11 protein-coding genes and 1 tRNA gene are annotated in these 15,791 nt (G+C 65.6%); all 12 read right to left on the reverse strand.

All coding sequences use genetic code 11. From position 1 onward, the window contains the following. Positions 1-56 precede the first annotated feature (56 nt). The 12 genes from fusA to TSO352_RS25685 all read right to left on the reverse strand — a co-directional run bounded on the left by fusA (position 57) and on the right by TSO352_RS25685 (position 15,562). A complete protein-coding gene (fusA, locus tag TSO352_RS25630) occupies positions 57-2,129 on the reverse strand; it encodes an elongation factor G (protein ID WP_109109948.1) in 2,073 nt (690 codons plus the stop codon). Between the two features lie 27 nt (positions 2,130-2,156). Beyond that, complete coding sequence (gene rpsG / locus TSO352_RS25635) at positions 2,157-2,627, reverse strand: 30S ribosomal protein S7 (RefSeq protein WP_012973202.1); 471 nt, start codon at positions 2,625-2,627, stop codon at positions 2,157-2,159. Positions 2,628-2,639: 12 nt separating this feature from the next. Further along, positions 2,640-3,011 carry a 30S ribosomal protein S12 gene (rpsL, locus tag TSO352_RS25640; RefSeq protein ID WP_012973201.1) on the reverse strand — a complete coding sequence of 124 codons (372 nt, stop codon included), beginning with the start codon at positions 3,009-3,011 and terminating at the stop codon, positions 2,640-2,642. Positions 3,012-3,389: 378 nt separating this feature from the next. After that, the gene (gene rpoC, locus TSO352_RS25645; protein WP_109109949.1) at positions 3,390-7,562 is read right to left on the reverse strand and encodes a DNA-directed RNA polymerase subunit beta'; all 4,173 of its coding nucleotides are present in this window, start codon (positions 7,560-7,562) and stop codon (positions 3,390-3,392) included. A gap of 103 nt (positions 7,563-7,665) precedes the next feature. Beyond that, positions 7,666-11,859 carry a DNA-directed RNA polymerase subunit beta gene (gene rpoB / locus TSO352_RS25650; protein WP_109109950.1) on the reverse strand — a complete coding sequence of 1,398 codons (4,194 nt, stop codon included), beginning with the start codon at positions 11,857-11,859 and terminating at the stop codon, positions 7,666-7,668. Between the two features lie 247 nt (positions 11,860-12,106). After that, a complete protein-coding gene (gene rplL, locus TSO352_RS25655) occupies positions 12,107-12,484 on the reverse strand; it encodes a 50S ribosomal protein L7/L12 (protein WP_014246882.1) in 378 nt (125 codons plus the stop codon). Between the two features lie 72 nt (positions 12,485-12,556). Continuing rightward, complete coding sequence (gene rplJ / locus TSO352_RS25660) at positions 12,557-13,078, reverse strand: 50S ribosomal protein L10 (protein ID WP_109109951.1); 522 nt, start codon at positions 13,076-13,078, stop codon at positions 12,557-12,559. A gap of 306 nt (positions 13,079-13,384) precedes the next feature. Then, on the reverse strand, positions 13,385-14,098 hold the full coding sequence (gene rplA / locus TSO352_RS25665; RefSeq protein ID WP_109109952.1) for a 50S ribosomal protein L1: 714 nt from the start codon (positions 14,096-14,098) through the stop codon (positions 13,385-13,387). Positions 14,099-14,102: 4 nt separating this feature from the next. Next, positions 14,103-14,537, reverse strand: coding sequence for a 50S ribosomal protein L11 (gene rplK, locus TSO352_RS25670; protein ID WP_109109953.1), 435 nt, complete (start codon positions 14,535-14,537; stop codon positions 14,103-14,105). Between the two features lie 146 nt (positions 14,538-14,683). After that, a complete protein-coding gene (gene nusG, locus TSO352_RS25675; RefSeq protein WP_109109954.1) occupies positions 14,684-15,214 on the reverse strand; it encodes a transcription termination/antitermination protein NusG in 531 nt (176 codons plus the stop codon). A gap of 3 nt (positions 15,215-15,217) precedes the next feature. After that, entirely contained in the window at positions 15,218-15,415 is a 198-nt protein-coding gene (secE, locus tag TSO352_RS25680) for a preprotein translocase subunit SecE (protein ID WP_014246876.1), read from the reverse strand. A 71-nt stretch (positions 15,416-15,486) separates the two neighbouring features. After that, a tRNA-Trp gene (locus TSO352_RS25685) sits at positions 15,487-15,562 on the reverse strand. Positions 15,563-15,791 lie beyond the last annotated feature (229 nt).

A 15,791-nucleotide genomic window follows, 5' to 3' on the forward strand; every position in this document is an offset into this window, starting at 1 on the left:
GAACTTTGCCTTAGCCATGGGGTGGTCTCTCCGTTTCTCAATCGTTCCAGCGGTTTTCAGGCCACCTTGGCGCGGACCCCGTCCGCGATGGCCTGTGGCACCGGCTCATAATGGTCGAACTGCATGCTGTACTGGGCGCGGCCCTGGCTCATGGAGCGCAGGGAGTTCACATAACCGAACATGGTCGCCAAGGGAACCAGTCCCGTGACGATCCGCGCGTTGCCGCGCTGGTCCATGCCGGTGATCTGCCCGCGGCGACCGTTCAGGTCACCGATGACGTCGCCCATATAGTCGTCCGGCGTGATGATTTCGACCCGCATCAGCGGTTCCAACAGCACCGGGCCGGCTTTTGTCATTCCCTCGCGGAACGCGGCGCGCGCCGCAAGCTCGAACGCCAGCGGCGACGAGTCGACGTCGTGGAACTCGCCACCGGTCAGGGTCACCTTCAGGTCGACCACCGGATAGCCGGCGACAACGCCGCTGTCCTTGGCCGCCTCCAGCCCCTTCTGGACGCCGGCGACGAACTCGCGCGGCAGCGCGGCGGCCCGGTTCTCGAAGACGAAGCCGGCGCCACGGTCCAGCGCCTCGACCGCCAGGACGACCCGCGCGAACTGGGCGCGATCACCGGTCTGGCGGGCGTGGGTGTGGTCGATGTCGGCCCGCCGGACCGCGGTCTCGCGGTAGGCGACCTTGGGCGAGCCGACCGCGGCGTCGACGCGGAACTCGCGCTTCATGCGGTCGACGATGATGTCGAGGTGCAGTTCGCCCATGCCGCGGATGACGGTCTGGCCGCTCTCACGGTCGACCGAGACCCGCATCGACGGATCCTCATGGCCGAGCCGGTTCAGCGCCGCCGCCATCTTCTCGTGGTCAGCGTCGGTCCGCGGCTCCACCACGATCTCGATCACCGGCTCCGGCACGTCGAGCCGTTCGAGCACGATCGGCTTGTTGGGGTCGCACAACGTGTCGCCGGTGGCGCTGTGCTCCAGCCCGGCAAAGGCGACGATGTCGCCGGTGTGCGCCCGCTCGATGTCCTCGCGGCTGTTGGCGTGCATCAGCAGCATGCGGCCGATCTTCTCGCGCTCACCCTTCACCGGGTTCAGCAGCGTGTCGCCGACGCTGACGGTGCCGGAATAGACGCGGCAGAAGGTGAGCGACCCGACATAGGGGTCGTTCATCACCTTGAAGGCGAGACCCGAGAAGGGCGCATCGTCGTTGGCCGGACGCTCCTCCGTGCCGGAACCGCCCAGCGGGTGGCCGGTGACGGCGCCGATGTCCACCGGGGCCGGCAGATAGTCGACGACGGCGTCCAGCATCGGCTGGATGCCCTTGTTGCGGAACGCCGAGCCGCAGAGCACCGGCACGACGGCGCCGGAAATCGTGGCCTTGCGGATCATGGCCCGCAGCGCGTCGGGCGTCGGCTCCTCGCCGCGTTCCAGATAGGCGGCCATCGCCGCCTCGTCGAGGTCGAGCACCGCCTCCAGCAACGCCTGACGCGCGTCGCCGGCCGGTCCGGCCAGATCCTCGGGAATCTCGATGTGTTCGAATTCGGCGCCGAGCGTCTCGGCCTTCCAGACCGTGGCGCGCATGGCGACCAGATCGACGACGCCGCTGAAGGTGGATTCAACGCCGATCGGCAGCTGCACGACCAGCGGGCGCACGCCCAGGCGGTCGGCCATCATCGCGACGCAGGCCGGAAAGTCGGCTCCGACGCGGTCCATCTTGTTGACGAAGGCCATGCGCGGCACGCCGTACTTGTCGGCCTGCCGCCACACGGTCTCGGTCTGGGGCTCGACCCCCGCAACCGCGTCGAAGATGGCAACGGCGCCATCCAGAACGCGCAACGACCGCTCGACCTCGATGGTGAAATCCACGTGGCCGGGCGTGTCGATGATGTTGATGCGGTGATCGCGCCAGAAACAGGTCGTGGCCGCCGAGGTGATGGTGATGCCCCGCTCTTGCTCCTGCTCCATCCAATCCATGACGGCGGTGCCGTCATTGACCTCGCCCATGCGATAGGACTTGCCGGTATAGAACAGGATCCGCTCGGTCGTCGTCGTCTTGCCGGCATCGATGTGAGCCATGATGCCGATGTTGCGGTAACGGTCGAGGGTGTGCGAGCGGGGCATGCAAAATCACCAGGACAGGCGTGAACCTTACCAGCGGTAGTGCGAGAACGCCTTGTTGGCTTCCGCCATGCGGTGCGTATCTTCGCGCTTCTTGACCGCGGTGCCGCGCTGGCTGGCCGCGTCGAGCAGCTCGCCGGACAGACGCTCGGTCATGGTGTTTTCCGAGCGGGCGCGGGCGGCGCTGATCAGCCAGCGGATCGCCAGAGCCTGGGCGCGGTCCGAACGGACCTCGACCGGAACCTGGTAGGTCGCACCGCCGACGCGGCGGGAACGCACTTCCAGGTGCGGCTTGACGTTGGCGAGCGCGTCGTGGAAGACCTGAACGGGGTCGTTCTTGGTCTTGACCTCGATGCGGCCGAGCGCGCCGTAGACGATGCCTTCGGCGGCCGACTTCTTGCCGTCCAGCATCAGGCAGTTCATGAACTTGGTCAGAACGCGGTCGCCGTACTTGGCGTCCGGCAGGACTTCACGCTTCTCGGCGCGATGACGACGGGACATCGTGAGTTCTCCTTACTTCGGACGCTTCGCGCCGTACTTCGAACGACGCTGCTTACGATCCTTGACGCCCTGGGTATCCAGCGTGCCGCGAATGATGTGATAGCGCACGCCGGGAAGATCCTTCACACGGCCGCCGCGGATCATGACCACCGAGTGTTCCTGGAGGTTGTGACCCTCACCAGGGATGTAGCTCGTCACCTCGAAGCCGTTGGTCAGGCGAACGCGGGCGACCTTACGGAGCGCCGAGTTCGGCTTCTTCGGGGTGGTGGTGTAGACGCGAGTGCAGACGCCACGCTTCTGCGGGCAGGCCTCCATCGCGGGAACCTTGTTGCGCGCGGCCAACGGCTCGCGCGGCTTACGGATCAACTGGTTGATCGTCGGCATATCTGCCCTTCATCCCTTCAAGATCACTCGGCCGGCGGAGCCGGACGATGCAAAAGCCCGCCTGCGGAACGTTTCGGTTCCGTGCGGGCCGAATGAGCGAAAGCCGGTCAGATCGCTCCAACCGGCGAGATCGATGGATTCAACCGGACACCCGATGCTCGACGCAGACACACGACGGCCCAAGGGTCCCTTTGAAGTTCGCGGACTTTAGGGAATGGGTGGTGGAGAGTCAAGGACGGTGTTGGCGTCATGACGGTGGGTGCGCCCTGCCCGTTCACGCCGGCGGTATCGACCGGACGGTGCCGTCGCGGATCCATGAAAAAGGGCGCGTTCCCTGCGGAACGCGCCCCCTTCCCTACCCGCTCGACGCCGCGGCGGTCAGGCCGCGGAGCTTTCCTCGCCCGGGGTCGGCAGCGCCGGAGTTTCCTCCGGAGCGCCGGCTTCCAGGGCCGCTTCGCGGTCACGCTCGGCGGCGATCAGCTTCAGGCGGTTCACCACGGAGCCGGTGCCGGCCGGGATCAGGCGACCGACGATCACGTTCTCCTTCAGGCCTTCCAGGTTGTCGACCTTGCCGCCGACGGCCGCTTCCGTGAGGACGCGGGTGGTTTCCTGGAACGACGCGGCCGAGATGAAAGACCGCGTCTGCAGGCTGGCCTTGGTGATGCCCTGGAGCACCGGATGACCCGACGCGGGCTGCAGGCCCTCGCCGACGGTCTTCTCGTTCTCCTCGTCGAACTCCTGACGGTCGACCTGCTCGCCCACCAGGAAGGTGGTCTCGCCGGCGTCGGTGATCTCGACCTTCTGCAGCATCTGGCGAACGATCACCTCGATGTGCTTGTCGTTGATCTTCACGCCCTGCAGTCGATAGACGTCCTGGATTTCGTTGATCAGGTAGTCGGCCAAGGCCTCCACACCCATCACCGCCAGGATGTCGTGCGGCACCGGGTTGCCGTCCATCAGCAGGTCGCCGCGCTCGACGTAGTCGCCTTCCTGCACCGAGATGTGCTTGCCCTTCGGGATCAGATATTCCTTCTCGTCACCCGTCTCCTCGTTCCGCACGACGATGCGGCGCTTGGTCTTGTAGTCCTTGCCGAACTCGACGCGGCCGCTCATCTCCGAGATGATCGCGAAGTCCTTCGGACGGCGCGCCTCGAACAGCTCGGCCACGCGCGGCAGACCGCCCGTGATGTCGCGGGTCTTGGACGACTCGCGCGGGATACGGGCCAGCACGTCACCGGCCCGGACCTCGGCGCCGTTCTCGACCGAGAGGATGGCGTCCACCGACATGAAGTAGCGGGCTTCCAGGCCGTTCGGCAAGGTGATCAGCTCGCCCCGCTCATCGACCAGGGCGATGCGCGGCTTCAGATCGGCGCCGCGCGGCTGCTGGCGCCAGTCGACCACCACCTTGGAGCTGATGCCCGTCGCCTCGTCCATCACCTCGCGCATGGAGATGCCTTCCACGAGGTCGATGTAGCGGGCGGTACCGGCGCGCTCGGTGATGATCGGCAGGGTGTAGGGGTCCCACTCGGCCAGCTTGGCGCCGCGCTCGACCTTCACACCCTCGTCCGCCAGCAGCTTGGCACCGTACGGCACACGGTGACGCGCCCGCTCGCGGCCCTGCTCGTCGAGCAGGATCACTTCGGTGCTGCGGCCCATGACGACCGGAATGCCCGACGAGTTCATGACGATGTTGCGGTTGTTGATCCGCACCACGCCGTCGAACGCCGCCTCGATCTGGCTCTGCTCGGCACCACGCTGCGCCGCGCCGCCGATGTGGAACGTGCGCATCGTCAGCTGGGTGCCGGGCTCGCCGATCGACTGCGCCGCGATGACGCCGACCGCCTCGCCGGTGTTCACCAGCGTGCCGCGGGCCAAGTCACGGCCGTAGCACTTGGCGCACACGCCGTCCTTGGTCTCGCAGGTCAGGACCGAGCGGATCTTGACCGAGTCGATGCCCGACCGCTCGATGCGGTCGACGGTCGGCTCGTCGATCAGGCCGCCGTCCTCGACCAGCATCTCGCCGTTCAGCGGATCGATCACGTCACCGACCACGGTGCGGCCGAGGATGCGGTCGCCCAGCGGGGAGATGACCTCGCCACCGTCGATCACCGCCTTGACGGTGATGCCGCGCTCGGTGCCGCAATCATGCTCGACGATGATGGCGTCCTGCGCCACGTCGACCAGACGACGGGTGAGGTAACCGGAGTTCGCCGTCTTCAAGGCGGTGTCGGCCAGACCCTTGCGGGCGCCGTGGGTGGAGTTGAAGTACTCCAGCACGGTCAGGCCTTCCTTGAAGTTCGAGATGATCGGCGTCTCGATGATCTCGCCCGACGGCTTGGCCATCAGGCCGCGCATGCCGGCCAACTGGCGGATCTGCGCGGCGGAACCACGGGCGCCGGAGTGGGCCATCATGTACACCGAGTTGACCGGCTTGCCGGCTTCGGTGGTCGAGATCGCCTTCATCATCTCGGAGGCGACCTTCTCGGTGCACTCCGACCAGACGTCGACGACCTTGTTGTACTTCTCGCCCTGGGTGATCAGGCCGTCGAGATACTGCTGCTCGAACTCCTTCACCCGCTCCTTCGACTCGTTGACCAGCTTTTCCTTGGCGGCGGGGATGACCATGTCGTCCTTGCCGAAGGAGATGCCGGCGCGGCAGGCGTGGCCGAAGCCGAGCTTCATCAGGCGATCGGCGAAGATCACCGTCTCCTTCTGACCGCAATGGCGGTAGACGGCGTCGATGACGTTGCCGACGTCCTTCTTGGTCAACACGCGGTTGATCAGCGAGAACGGCACCTTCGGATGACGCGGCAGCAGCTCCGACAGCAGCATGCGGCCCGGCGTCGTCTCGACGATGGAGATCAGCTCGTTGCCCTCGTCGTCGACGCCGACGTAGCGGGCCTTGATCTTGGCATGGATCGACAGGACCTTGGCGTTCAGCGCCTGCTCGATTTCCGAGACGTTGGCGAACACCATGCCCTCGCCCTTCTCGCTCGGGCGGTCCATCGAGATGTAGTAGATGCCCAGCACGATGTCCTGGGACGGCACGATGATCGGCTTGCCGTTGGCGGGCGACAGGATGTTGTTCGTCGACATCATCAAGACGCGCGCTTCCAACTGCGCTTCCAGCGACAGCGGGACGTGCACGGCCATCTGGTCGCCGTCGAAGTCGGCGTTGAAGGCGGTGCAGACCAGCGGGTGGAGCTGGATCGCCTTGCCTTCGATCAGCGTCGGCTCGAACGCCTGGATGCCGAGACGGTGCAGCGTCGGCGCGCGGTTCAGCATCACCGGATGCTCACGGATGACCTCTTCCAGGATGTCCCACACCTCGGGACGTTCCTTTTCCACCATCCGCTTGGCCGCCTTGATGGTCGAGGCGAGGCCGTACAGCTCCAGCTTGGCGTAGATGAACGGCTTGAACAGCTCCAGCGCCATCTTCTTCGGCAGGCCGCACTGGTGCAGCTTCAGCTCCGGACCGACGACGATGACCGAACGGCCGGAATAGTCGACGCGCTTGCCGAGCAGGTTCTGACGGAAGCGGCCCTGCTTGCCCTTCAGCATGTCCGACAGCGACTTCAGCGGACGCTTGTTGGCGCCGGTGATGACGCGGCCGCGGCGGCCGTTGTCGAACAGCGCGTCGACGGCCTCCTGCAGCATGCGCTTCTCGTTGCGGACGATGATGTCCGGCGCCTTCAGCTCGATCAGCCGCTTCAGGCGGTTGTTGCGGTTGATGACGCGGCGGTACAGGTCGTTCAGGTCCGAGGTGGCGAAGCGGCCGCCGTCGAGCGGCACCAGCGGACGCAGCTCGGGCGGGATCACCGGAATCACTTCCAGGATCATCCACTCCGGCCGCGACTGCGAAGCCAGGAAGGCGTCGATCAGCTTCAGGCGCTTGACCAGCTTCTTGCGCTTGGCTTCGGAGTTGGTGTCGCGCAGGTCCTCGCGGCAGCGCTTCTTTTCCTCATCGAGGTCGAGCGCCGACAGCATGATGCGCAGCGCCTCCGCCCCGATGGCGGCGGTGAAGGCGTCCTCGCCATACTCGTCCTGGGCGTTCAGGAACTCCTCCTCGCCGAGCAGCGAATGCAGCTTCAGCGGGGTGAGGCCCGGCTCGATGACGACGTAGTTTTCGAAATAGAGGATGCGCTCCAGATCCTTCAGCGTCATGTCGAGCAGCAGGCCGATGCGGCTCGGCAGCGACTTCAGGAACCAGATGTGCGCGACGGGGGACGCCAGCTCGATGTGGCCCATGCGCTCGCGCCGGACCTTCGACAGCGTGACCTCGACGCCGCACTTCTCGCAGATGATGCCGCGATACTTCATGCGCTTGTACTTGCCGCACAAGCACTCGTAGTCCTTGATCGGGCCGAAGATGCGGGCGCAGAACAGGCCATCGCGCTCCGGCTTGAAGGTGCGGTAGTTGATGGTTTCCGGCTTCTTGATCTCACCGTAGGACCAGGACCGGATCCGCTCGGGGCTCGCGATCTGGATGCGGATCTGATCGAAGCTCTGCGGCCCCTGAACTTGGCCGAAAATGTTCATCAACTCATTCATGACCGTCTCCCGCTGGCATCGCCGCGTTGTCGGTTAAAAGCAGTGCAATGCCCCGGAACGGCGCGCACGCGCCGCTCCGGGGCCTGGGTCACGTCAGACCGGCTCAATAGTCCCGCTGATTCAGCTCGACGTTCAGGCCGAGGGAGCGCAGCTCCTTGACCAGCACGTTGAACGATTCGGGAATGCCGGCCTCGAAGTTGTCGTCGCCGCGGACGATGGCCTCGTAGACCTTGGTGCGGCCGGACACGTCGTCCGACTTCACCGTCAGCATTTCCTGCAGCGTGTAGGCGGCGCCGTAGGCTTCGAGCGCCCACACCTCCATCTCACCGAAGCGCTGGCCGCCGAACTGGGCCTTGCCGCCCAGCGGCTGCTGCGTGACCAGCGAGTAGGGGCCGATCGACCGCGCGTGGATCTTGTCGTCCACGAGGTGGTGCAGCTTCAGCATGTAGATGTAGCCGACGGTGACCTTGCGATCGAACGTCTCGCCGGTGCGGCCGTCGACCAGCGTCGACTGGCCCGAGCGGTCGAAACCGGCGCGTTCCAGATGGACGCAGATGTCCTCCTCGCGGGCGCCGTCGAAGACCGGCGTCGCGAAGGGCACGCCCTTGCGCAGGTTGCCGCCCAGCTCCAGCAGCTCGCCGTCGGTCATGTCGGCGATGTCCTCGTTGTAGGTCACCTCGCCGTACGCCGTCTTCAGCGTGCCGCGCAGGGCCTCCAGCTGGGGAGCGCCTTCCGCCTTCTGGCGGATCGCCAGACGATACTGGTCGACCGCACGGCCGATCTGCTTGCCAAGACCCGAGGCCGCCCAACCGAGGTGGGTTTCCAGGATCTGACCGACGTTCATGCGCGACGGCACGCCCAGCGGGTTCAGCACCAGATCGACCGGGGTGCCGTCCTCCAGGTAGGGCATGTCCTCCTGCGGGATGATGCGGGAGACCACGCCCTTGTTGCCGTGACGGCCGGCCATCTTGTCGCCCGGCTGCAGCTTGCGCTTCACCGCGACGAAGACCTTGACCATCTTCATGACGCCCGGCGGCAGCTCGTCACCGCGCTGCAGCTTGTCGACCTTGTTCTCGAAGCGGTCCTGCAGGGCCTTGATCGAGTCGTCGAACACCTTGGCCAGGTTCTCGACATTCTCCATCACCGACTCGTCGGCGATGGCGATCTGGCGCCACAGGCCCTTGGACAGGCCGCCCAGGACCTCGTCGGTCAGGACAGTGCCGCCCTTCATGCCCTTCGGACCCGACTGCGCGGTCTGGCCGAGCAGCACTTCCTTCAGGCGGGTGTAGAAGCTGCGCTCCAGGATGCCGCGCTCGTCGTCGCGGTCCTTGGCCAGCTTCTCGATCTCGGCGCGTTCGATGGCGAGCGCGCGCTCGTCCTTGTCGACGCCGCGGCGGCTGAACACGCGGACCTCGACGATGGTGCCGACGACACCCGGCGGCAGGCGCAGCGAGGTGTCGCGGACGTCCGAGGCCTTTTCGCCGAAGATGGCGCGCAGCAGCTTCTCTTCCGGCGTCATCGGGCTTTCGCCCTTCGGCGTCACCTTGCCGACCAGGATGTCGCCCGGACGGACTTCGGCGCCGATGTAGACGATGCCGGCCTCGTCGAGGTTCTTGAGCGCTTCCTCACCGACGTTCGGAATGTCGCGGGTGATTTCTTCCTGGCCGAGCTTGGTGTCGCGGGCCATGACCTCGAATTCTTCGATGTGAATCGAGGTGAAGACGTCGTCCTTGACGATGCGTTCGTTGATGAGGATCGAGTCCTCGAAGTTGTAGCCGTTCCACGGCATGAACGCGACGAGCACGTTCCGGCCGAGCGCCAGCTCGCCGAGATCGGTCGACGGACCGTCGGCCACGATGTCGCCGGCGTTCACCCGGTCACCGACCTTCACCAGCGGACGCTGGGTGATGCAGGTGTTCTGGTTGGAACGCTGGAACTTCAGCAGGTTGTAGATGTCGACGCCCGGCGCCGTGCTGTCCGAGCTGTCGGTGGCGCGCACGACGATGCGGGTGGCGTCGACCTGGTCGACGATGCCCGAGCGCTTGGCGACGATGGTCACGCCGCTGTCGCGGGCGACGGTCGCCTCCATGCCGGTGCCGACCAGCGGCGCGTCCGCCTTGACCAGCGGCACCGCCTGACGCTGCATGTTCGAGCCCATCAGCGCGCGGTTGGCGTCGTCGTTCTCCAGGAACGGGATCAGCGCCGCGGCGACGGACACCAGCTGCTTCGGCGACACGTCGATCAGGTCGATGGCTTCCGGCCGGAACATCAGGTATTCGCCGCCCTGACGGCACGACACGAGGTCGTTGGCGAAGCTGTTGTCCGGGTTCAGCTCGGCGTTCGCCTGGGCGACGACGTAGCGGCCCTCCTCCATCGCCGACAGATAGACCACCTCGTCGGTGACCTTGCTGTCGATGACCTTGCGGTAGGGGCTCTCGATGAAGCCGTACTGGTTCACGCGGGCGTAGGTCGCCAGCGAGTTGATCAGGCCGATGTTCGGGCCTTCCGGCGTCTCAATCGGGCAGATGCGGCCGTAGTGGGTCGGGTGCACGTCGCGCACCTCGAAGCCGGCGCGCTCGCGGGTCAGACCGCCCGGGCCCAGCGCCGAGAGGCGACGCTTGTGCGTGATCTCGGACAGCGGGTTGGTCTGGTCCATGAACTGCGACAGCTGCGACGAACCGAAGAACTCGCGCACGGCGGCGGCCGCCGGCTTCGCGTTGATCAGGTCGTGCGGCATCACCGTGTCGATCTCGACCGAGCTCATGCGCTCGCGGATCGCACGTTCCATGCGCAGCAGGCCGACGCGGTACTGGTTCTCCATCAGCTCGCCGACCGAGCGGACGCGACGGTTGCCGAGATGGTCGATGTCGTCGATCTCGCCGCGGCCGTCCTTCAGGTTCACCAGAACCTTCAGGATCTCCAGGATGTCCTCCTTGCGGAGCACACGCATCTGGTCGTCGGTCTGGAAGTTCAGGCGCGCGTTCATCTTGACGCGGCCGACGGCCGACAGGTCGTAGCGCTCGCTGTCGAAGAACAGGCCCGAGAACAGCGCCTCGGCCGACTCCAGGGTCGGCGGCTCGCCCGGGCGCATGACGCGGTAGATGTCGATCAGCGCGTCTTCGCGGCTGGCGTTGCGGTCCGCGTTCATCGTGTTGCGGATGTAGGCGCCGACGTTCAGATGGTCGATCGCCAGCACCGGCAGCTCGTCGACGCCGGTCTTCTCCAGCTTGTCGAGATCGCTCGCCGACAGTTCGTCACCCGCTTCGAACAGCACCTCGCCGGTGCGCTCGTTGATGATGTCGACGGCCAGGTAGCGGCCGGTCAGCTCCTCGGTGGAAACCTGCTGCTCGGTCAGGCCGGCCTCGACCAGCTTCTTGATGACGCGCGGGGTCATCTTGGTGCCGGCCTCGGCGACCACGGCGCCGGTGGCGGCGTCCACGAGGTCCGAGATCAGCTTGACGCCCTTCATCCGCTCGGCGCTGAACGGGGTCTTCCAACCACCGGCGGAGCGGGTGTAGGTGATGGTGTCGTAGAAGTAGTTGAGGATCTCTTCCTTGGCCATGCCCTGCGCCTCGTAGGGCAGCAGGTCCTTGCGGTTGGCCTTGCGCTCGGCGCGCAGCGCCTCGGTCTCCGCGCCGTCCAGGGCGAACAGCAGCGTGGTGGCCGGCAGCTTGCGGCGGCGGTCGATGCGGACGTAGACGAGATCCTTGGCGTCGAACTCGAAGTCGAGCCAGGAGCCGCGGTACGGGATCACGCGGGCGGCGAACAGATATTTGCCCGACGCGTGGGTCTTGCCCTTGTCATGGTCGAAGAAGACGCCCGGCGAGCGGTGCATCTGCGACACGATGACGCGTTCGGTGCCGTTGATGACGAAGGTGCCGTTGGCCGTCATCAGGGGCATGTCGCCCATGTAGACGTCCTGCTCCTTGATGTCGCGGATCGAGCGGAGACCGGTGTCTTCCTCGACGTCGAACACGGACAGGCGCAGGGTCACCTTCAGCGGCGCGGCGAAGGTCATCCCGCGCTGCTGGCATTCCTCGACGTCGTACTTCGGCTGCTCAAGCTCGTACTTCACGAAGTCGAGCACAGCGCGGTCGGAGAAGTCCTTGATCGGGAACACCGACTTGAAGACTTCCTGCAGGCCTAGGTTCGCCCGCTTTTCCGGGGCGACGTCCATTTGCAGGAAGTGGTCGTACGAGCTCCGCTGCACCTCGATGAGGTTCGGCATCTGGGTGACTTCCGGGATGCGCCCGAAGCTCTTCCGAACACGTTTACGACCCGTAAAGGATTTGGCCATGGATGTCCCCAAACGTCTGTACGTGATGCGCGATTTACCGACCGTTCAACCGACCACCGAAATCGGGCGACGCTGTCGACCGGTCCCGTGGGCGCCCGCGCGGGCCCTCCCCTTGATGGGGACGGAAAGAACCGGGCCGGGCGAGCCCGGTCCGGCGGAAGGCAGAAAACGCCGTGCGGCGGCAGGCCCCCTGGGGGACCGGCCGCCGTCCGGCGTGGAACTGTATGATCCGTAACGCAACAAGGTCTTACTTAATATCGACCTTGGCGCCCGCCTCTTCAAGCTGCTTCTTGATCTTGGCGGCCTCGTCCTTCGTGGCGCCTTCCTTGACCGGCTTCGGCGCACCCTCGACCAGGTCCTTGGCTTCCTTCAGGCCCAGGCCGGTGATGGCGCGGACTTCCTTAATCACGTTGATCTTCTTGTCGCCGGCGTCGGCGAGGATCACCGTGAATTCGGTCTGCTCTTCGGCGGGAGCGGCAGCGGCAGCGGCCGGGCCGGCGGCGGCGACGGCCACCGGAGCGGCGGCGGAGACGCCCCACTTCTCTTCGAGGAGCTTCGACAACTCGGCGGCTTCCAGGACGGTCAGGGCCGACAGATCGTCGACGAGCTTCTGCAGATCAGCCATGTTACTACTCCAAACGACTTGAGTTCTGGGGATGGAAAAAACGAGTGAGTCGGGCTGGCCTTGAGGGCCAGCTTAGGCCGCCTCGTCGTCCTTCTTTGCGTAGGCAGCAAGCACGCGGGCGACCTGGCCGCCCGGAGCCTGGAGAACACCAGCGATACGGGTCGCCGGGGTCTGGATCATGCCCACAAGGCGGCCACGCAGTTCGTCCAGCGACGGGAGCGAGGCGAGGGCCTTGACCCCCTCCGCGTCCAGAATCTGGGTGCCGAGGCTGGCGCCGACGATCTTGAGCTTCTCGTTGGTCTTCGCGTAGTCGGCCACCACCTTGGCGGCCGCAACGGGATCCTTCGAGAAGGCGATCGCCGTCGGTCCCTTGAAGAGACCGTCCAGACCTTCGAACTGCGTGCCCTGAAGGGCGCGACGGGCGAGCCGGTTCTTCGTCACTTTGAAGCCGGCGCCAGCAGCCCGAACCTTCGCACGCAGGTCGGTGACTTCCTTCACCGTCAGGCCCAGATGGTGGGTGACCACCACCAGGCCCGTGTCCTGGAGCTTCGATTGCAGAGCCGCGATCGTCGCTTCTTTTTGTGTACGATCCACGGATCGCCTCCTTGCACAGAGGTTTACATGAACCCCCTGCCCTTGCGGGCCGGAGGTCCGGCGAACCTGTCCCAGAAGTTCAAGCCGTTCCTGATCCGGCGGCCCCGCCGCAACGGGGACCGGAATGGTCAACGGGTTCAACTCCTGTCTGCGCCGGTGAATTTTAAGCCCTCACCTTCCGGGGAAGGGGCGGACACCTGCGGTCTCGGACAGGGGTGGGTGGGCGTTCCGCCGGGGCGAGCCCCCTTGGATCATCCACCCGGTCACCGTCGGCACCCGAGGGCGCCGGCGGCGAAAGGCGGTCGCTTACGCCGCGGCGCCGGCCGCAGCCGACACGGTGGCGAGGTCGAGCTTGACGCCCGGGCCCATCGTCGACGAGAGCGAGACCTTCAGCAGGTACTGGCCCTTGGCGCCGGTCGGCTTGGCACGGGTGATGGCGTCGACGAAGGCGCGGATGTTCTGGACCAGGGCCTCTTCCGAGAAGCTGGCCTTGCCCACGCCGGCGTGCACGATACCGGTCTTCTCCGCACGGAACTCCACCGCGCCGGCCTTGGCGGCCTTGACGGCGCCGGCGACGTCGGGGGTGACCGTGCCCAGCTTCGGGTTCGGCATCAGGCCGCGCGGGCCGAGAACCTTACCCAGCTTGCCGACCACGCCCATCATGTCGGGCGAGGCGATGCAGCGGTCGAAGTTGATGTTGCCGGCCAGGATCTGCTCGGCGAGGTCGTCGCCGCCGACCACGTCGGCGCCAGCGGCCAGAGCCTCATCGACCTTGGCGCCACGGGCGAACACCGCGACGCGGACGGTCTTGCCGGTGCCGTTCGGCAGGTTCACGACGCCGCGGACCATCTGGTCGGCGTGGCGCGGATCGATGCCGAGGTTCATCGCGATTTCGATCGTCTCGTCGAACTTGGTCTTCGAGGCGCCCTTCAGCATGGAGACGGCGTCTTCCAGCTTGTAGAAGGAATCACGGTTGACGTTCTTGTAGGCGTCGGTCAGACGCTTGCCCAGCTTGGCCATCGGGTCAGCCCTCCACCACTTCGAGGCCCATCGAGCGGGCGGAGCCGGTGATCATGCTCGCCGCCGCTTCGACGTCGTGCGCGTTCAGGTCGACCATCTTCTTCTGGGCGATCTCGCGGATCTGCGAGGTCGTGACCTGGCCGACGAAGCCGCCCTTGCCGGGGGTCGTCGAACCCTTGTCCTTGCCCGACGCCTTCTTGAGGAAGTAGCTGACCGGCGGGGTCTTGGTCACGAAGGTGAAGGTGCGGTCGCCGTAGGCGGTGATGACCACGGGAATCGGCATGCCGACTTCCAGGTCCGCCGTCTTGGCGTTGAACGCCTTGCAGAACTCCATGATGTTCAGGCCGCGCTGACCGAGCGCCGGGCCGATGGGCGGCGACGGGTTGGCCTTGCCGGCCGGAACCTGCAGCTTGATGTAACCGACGATTTTCTTCGCCATCTCACAACCTCCTGGGACGACGCGTCACGCCAAGGCGTAGCGTCGCGGGGTTTTGCGGTTCGGCCATGGCGAGCCTCCCGCAACAGAATGGAGCCACCGATGCAAGCACCGGCAGCTCCGACTCAAAGCACTTTGGAACCTGACACTCAGACCTTTTCGACCTGCGTGTATTCCAGCTCCACCGGCGTGGAGCGTCCGAAGATCGACACCGCCACCTTGAGGCGGGACTTCTCTTCGTCGACTTCCTCGACGACGCCGTTGAACGAGGTGAAGGGGCCGTCGCTCACACGCACCTGCTCGCCCACTTCGAAAGTGATCGAGGGCTTGGGGCGCTCAAAGCCTTCCTGCACCTGATGGATGATCCGTTCGGCCTCACGCTGGGAAATCGGCTGCGGCTTGCCGCCACCGCCCAGGAAGTCCGTGACCTTCGGCGTGTTCTTCACCAGCGACCAGGATTCGTCGGTCAGGTCCATCTTGACCAGGACGTAGCCGGGGAAGAACTTGCGTTCCGTGTTGATCTTGGAACCCCGGCGCACTTCGACCACTTCTTCGGTCGGGACCAGGATTTCCTCGAACTTGTCTTCCAGACCCTTCTGAGCCGCCTTTTCGCGGATGGCCTGGGCGACCTTCTTCTCGAAACCGGAATAGACGTGAACGACGTACCAGCGCGCTGCCATGTCTCAGCCTCCCAGCCCAAGGATCAAGCGAACGGCAACCGCCAGCACCTGATCGACGACGAGGAAGAACAGGGCGGCCAGCACGACCATGACGAAGACCATGGCGGTCGTGATGCCGGTTTCCTTGCGGGTCGGCCAGGTGACCCTGGCAACCTCGCGGCGGACCTCGCGCGCGAATTCTGCGGGATTGACTTTAGCCATCGTGCGAACCGTGCGAGCTCCGGAGCGACTGTAAGGGCGCCGCTTCTACCCAATTCATTATCAAGACGGGATGGCAGGAGTGGAGGGGATCGAACCCCCAACCCCCGGTTTTGGAGACCGGTGCTCTACCAATTGAGCTACACTCCTATCGCCGTCCGGGCCGCACCCTTCGTAGCGGGACGCCGCTTAAAGCATCCTTCATACCCGGGTGTCAAGGCTTTGTTCCGGAAACGCTACCGTACTGACCTGCCTTGAAGAACCGCCCTCGCCGGGCTTTCGTCCGGCGAGGGAGGCAGGCTTATAGCATCACTCGATGATCTTGGCAACCACGCCGGCGCCGACGGTGCGGCCACCCTCGCGGATGGCGAAGCGCAGG

Origin of the sequence: Azospirillum sp. TSO35-2, from assembly GCF_003116095.1 — a bacterium.
Lineage (GTDB): Bacteria > Pseudomonadota > Alphaproteobacteria > Azospirillales > Azospirillaceae > Azospirillum.

Excerpts from the sequence above, each read along its gene's own strand:
- fusA (WP_109109948.1), bottom strand. The coding sequence starts at position 2,129 with ATGCCCCGCTCGCACACCCTCGACCGTTACCGCAACATCGGCATCATG.
- rpsG (WP_012973202.1), bottom strand. The coding sequence starts at position 2,627 with ATGTCCCGTCGTCATCGCGCCGAGAAGCGTGAAGTCCTGCCGGACGCC.
- rpsL (WP_012973201.1), bottom strand. The coding sequence starts at position 3,011 with ATGCCGACGATCAACCAGTTGATCCGTAAGCCGCGCGAGCCGTTGGCC.
- rpoC (WP_109109949.1), bottom strand. The coding sequence starts at position 7,562 with ATGAATGAGTTGATGAACATTTTCGGCCAAGTTCAGGGGCCGCAGAGC.
- rpoB (WP_109109950.1), bottom strand. The coding sequence starts at position 11,859 with ATGGCCAAATCCTTTACGGGTCGTAAACGTGTTCGGAAGAGCTTCGGG.
- rplL (WP_014246882.1), bottom strand. The coding sequence starts at position 12,484 with ATGGCTGATCTGCAGAAGCTCGTCGACGATCTGTCGGCCCTGACCGTC.
- rplA (WP_109109952.1), bottom strand. The coding sequence starts at position 14,098 with ATGGCCAAGCTGGGCAAGCGTCTGACCGACGCCTACAAGAACGTCAAC.
- rplK (WP_109109953.1), bottom strand. The coding sequence starts at position 14,537 with ATGGCGAAGAAAATCGTCGGTTACATCAAGCTGCAGGTTCCGGCCGGC.
- nusG (WP_109109954.1), bottom strand. The coding sequence starts at position 15,214 with ATGGCAGCGCGCTGGTACGTCGTTCACGTCTATTCCGGTTTCGAGAAG.
- secE (WP_014246876.1), bottom strand. The coding sequence starts at position 15,415 with ATGGCTAAAGTCAATCCCGCAGAATTCGCGCGCGAGGTCCGCCGCGAG.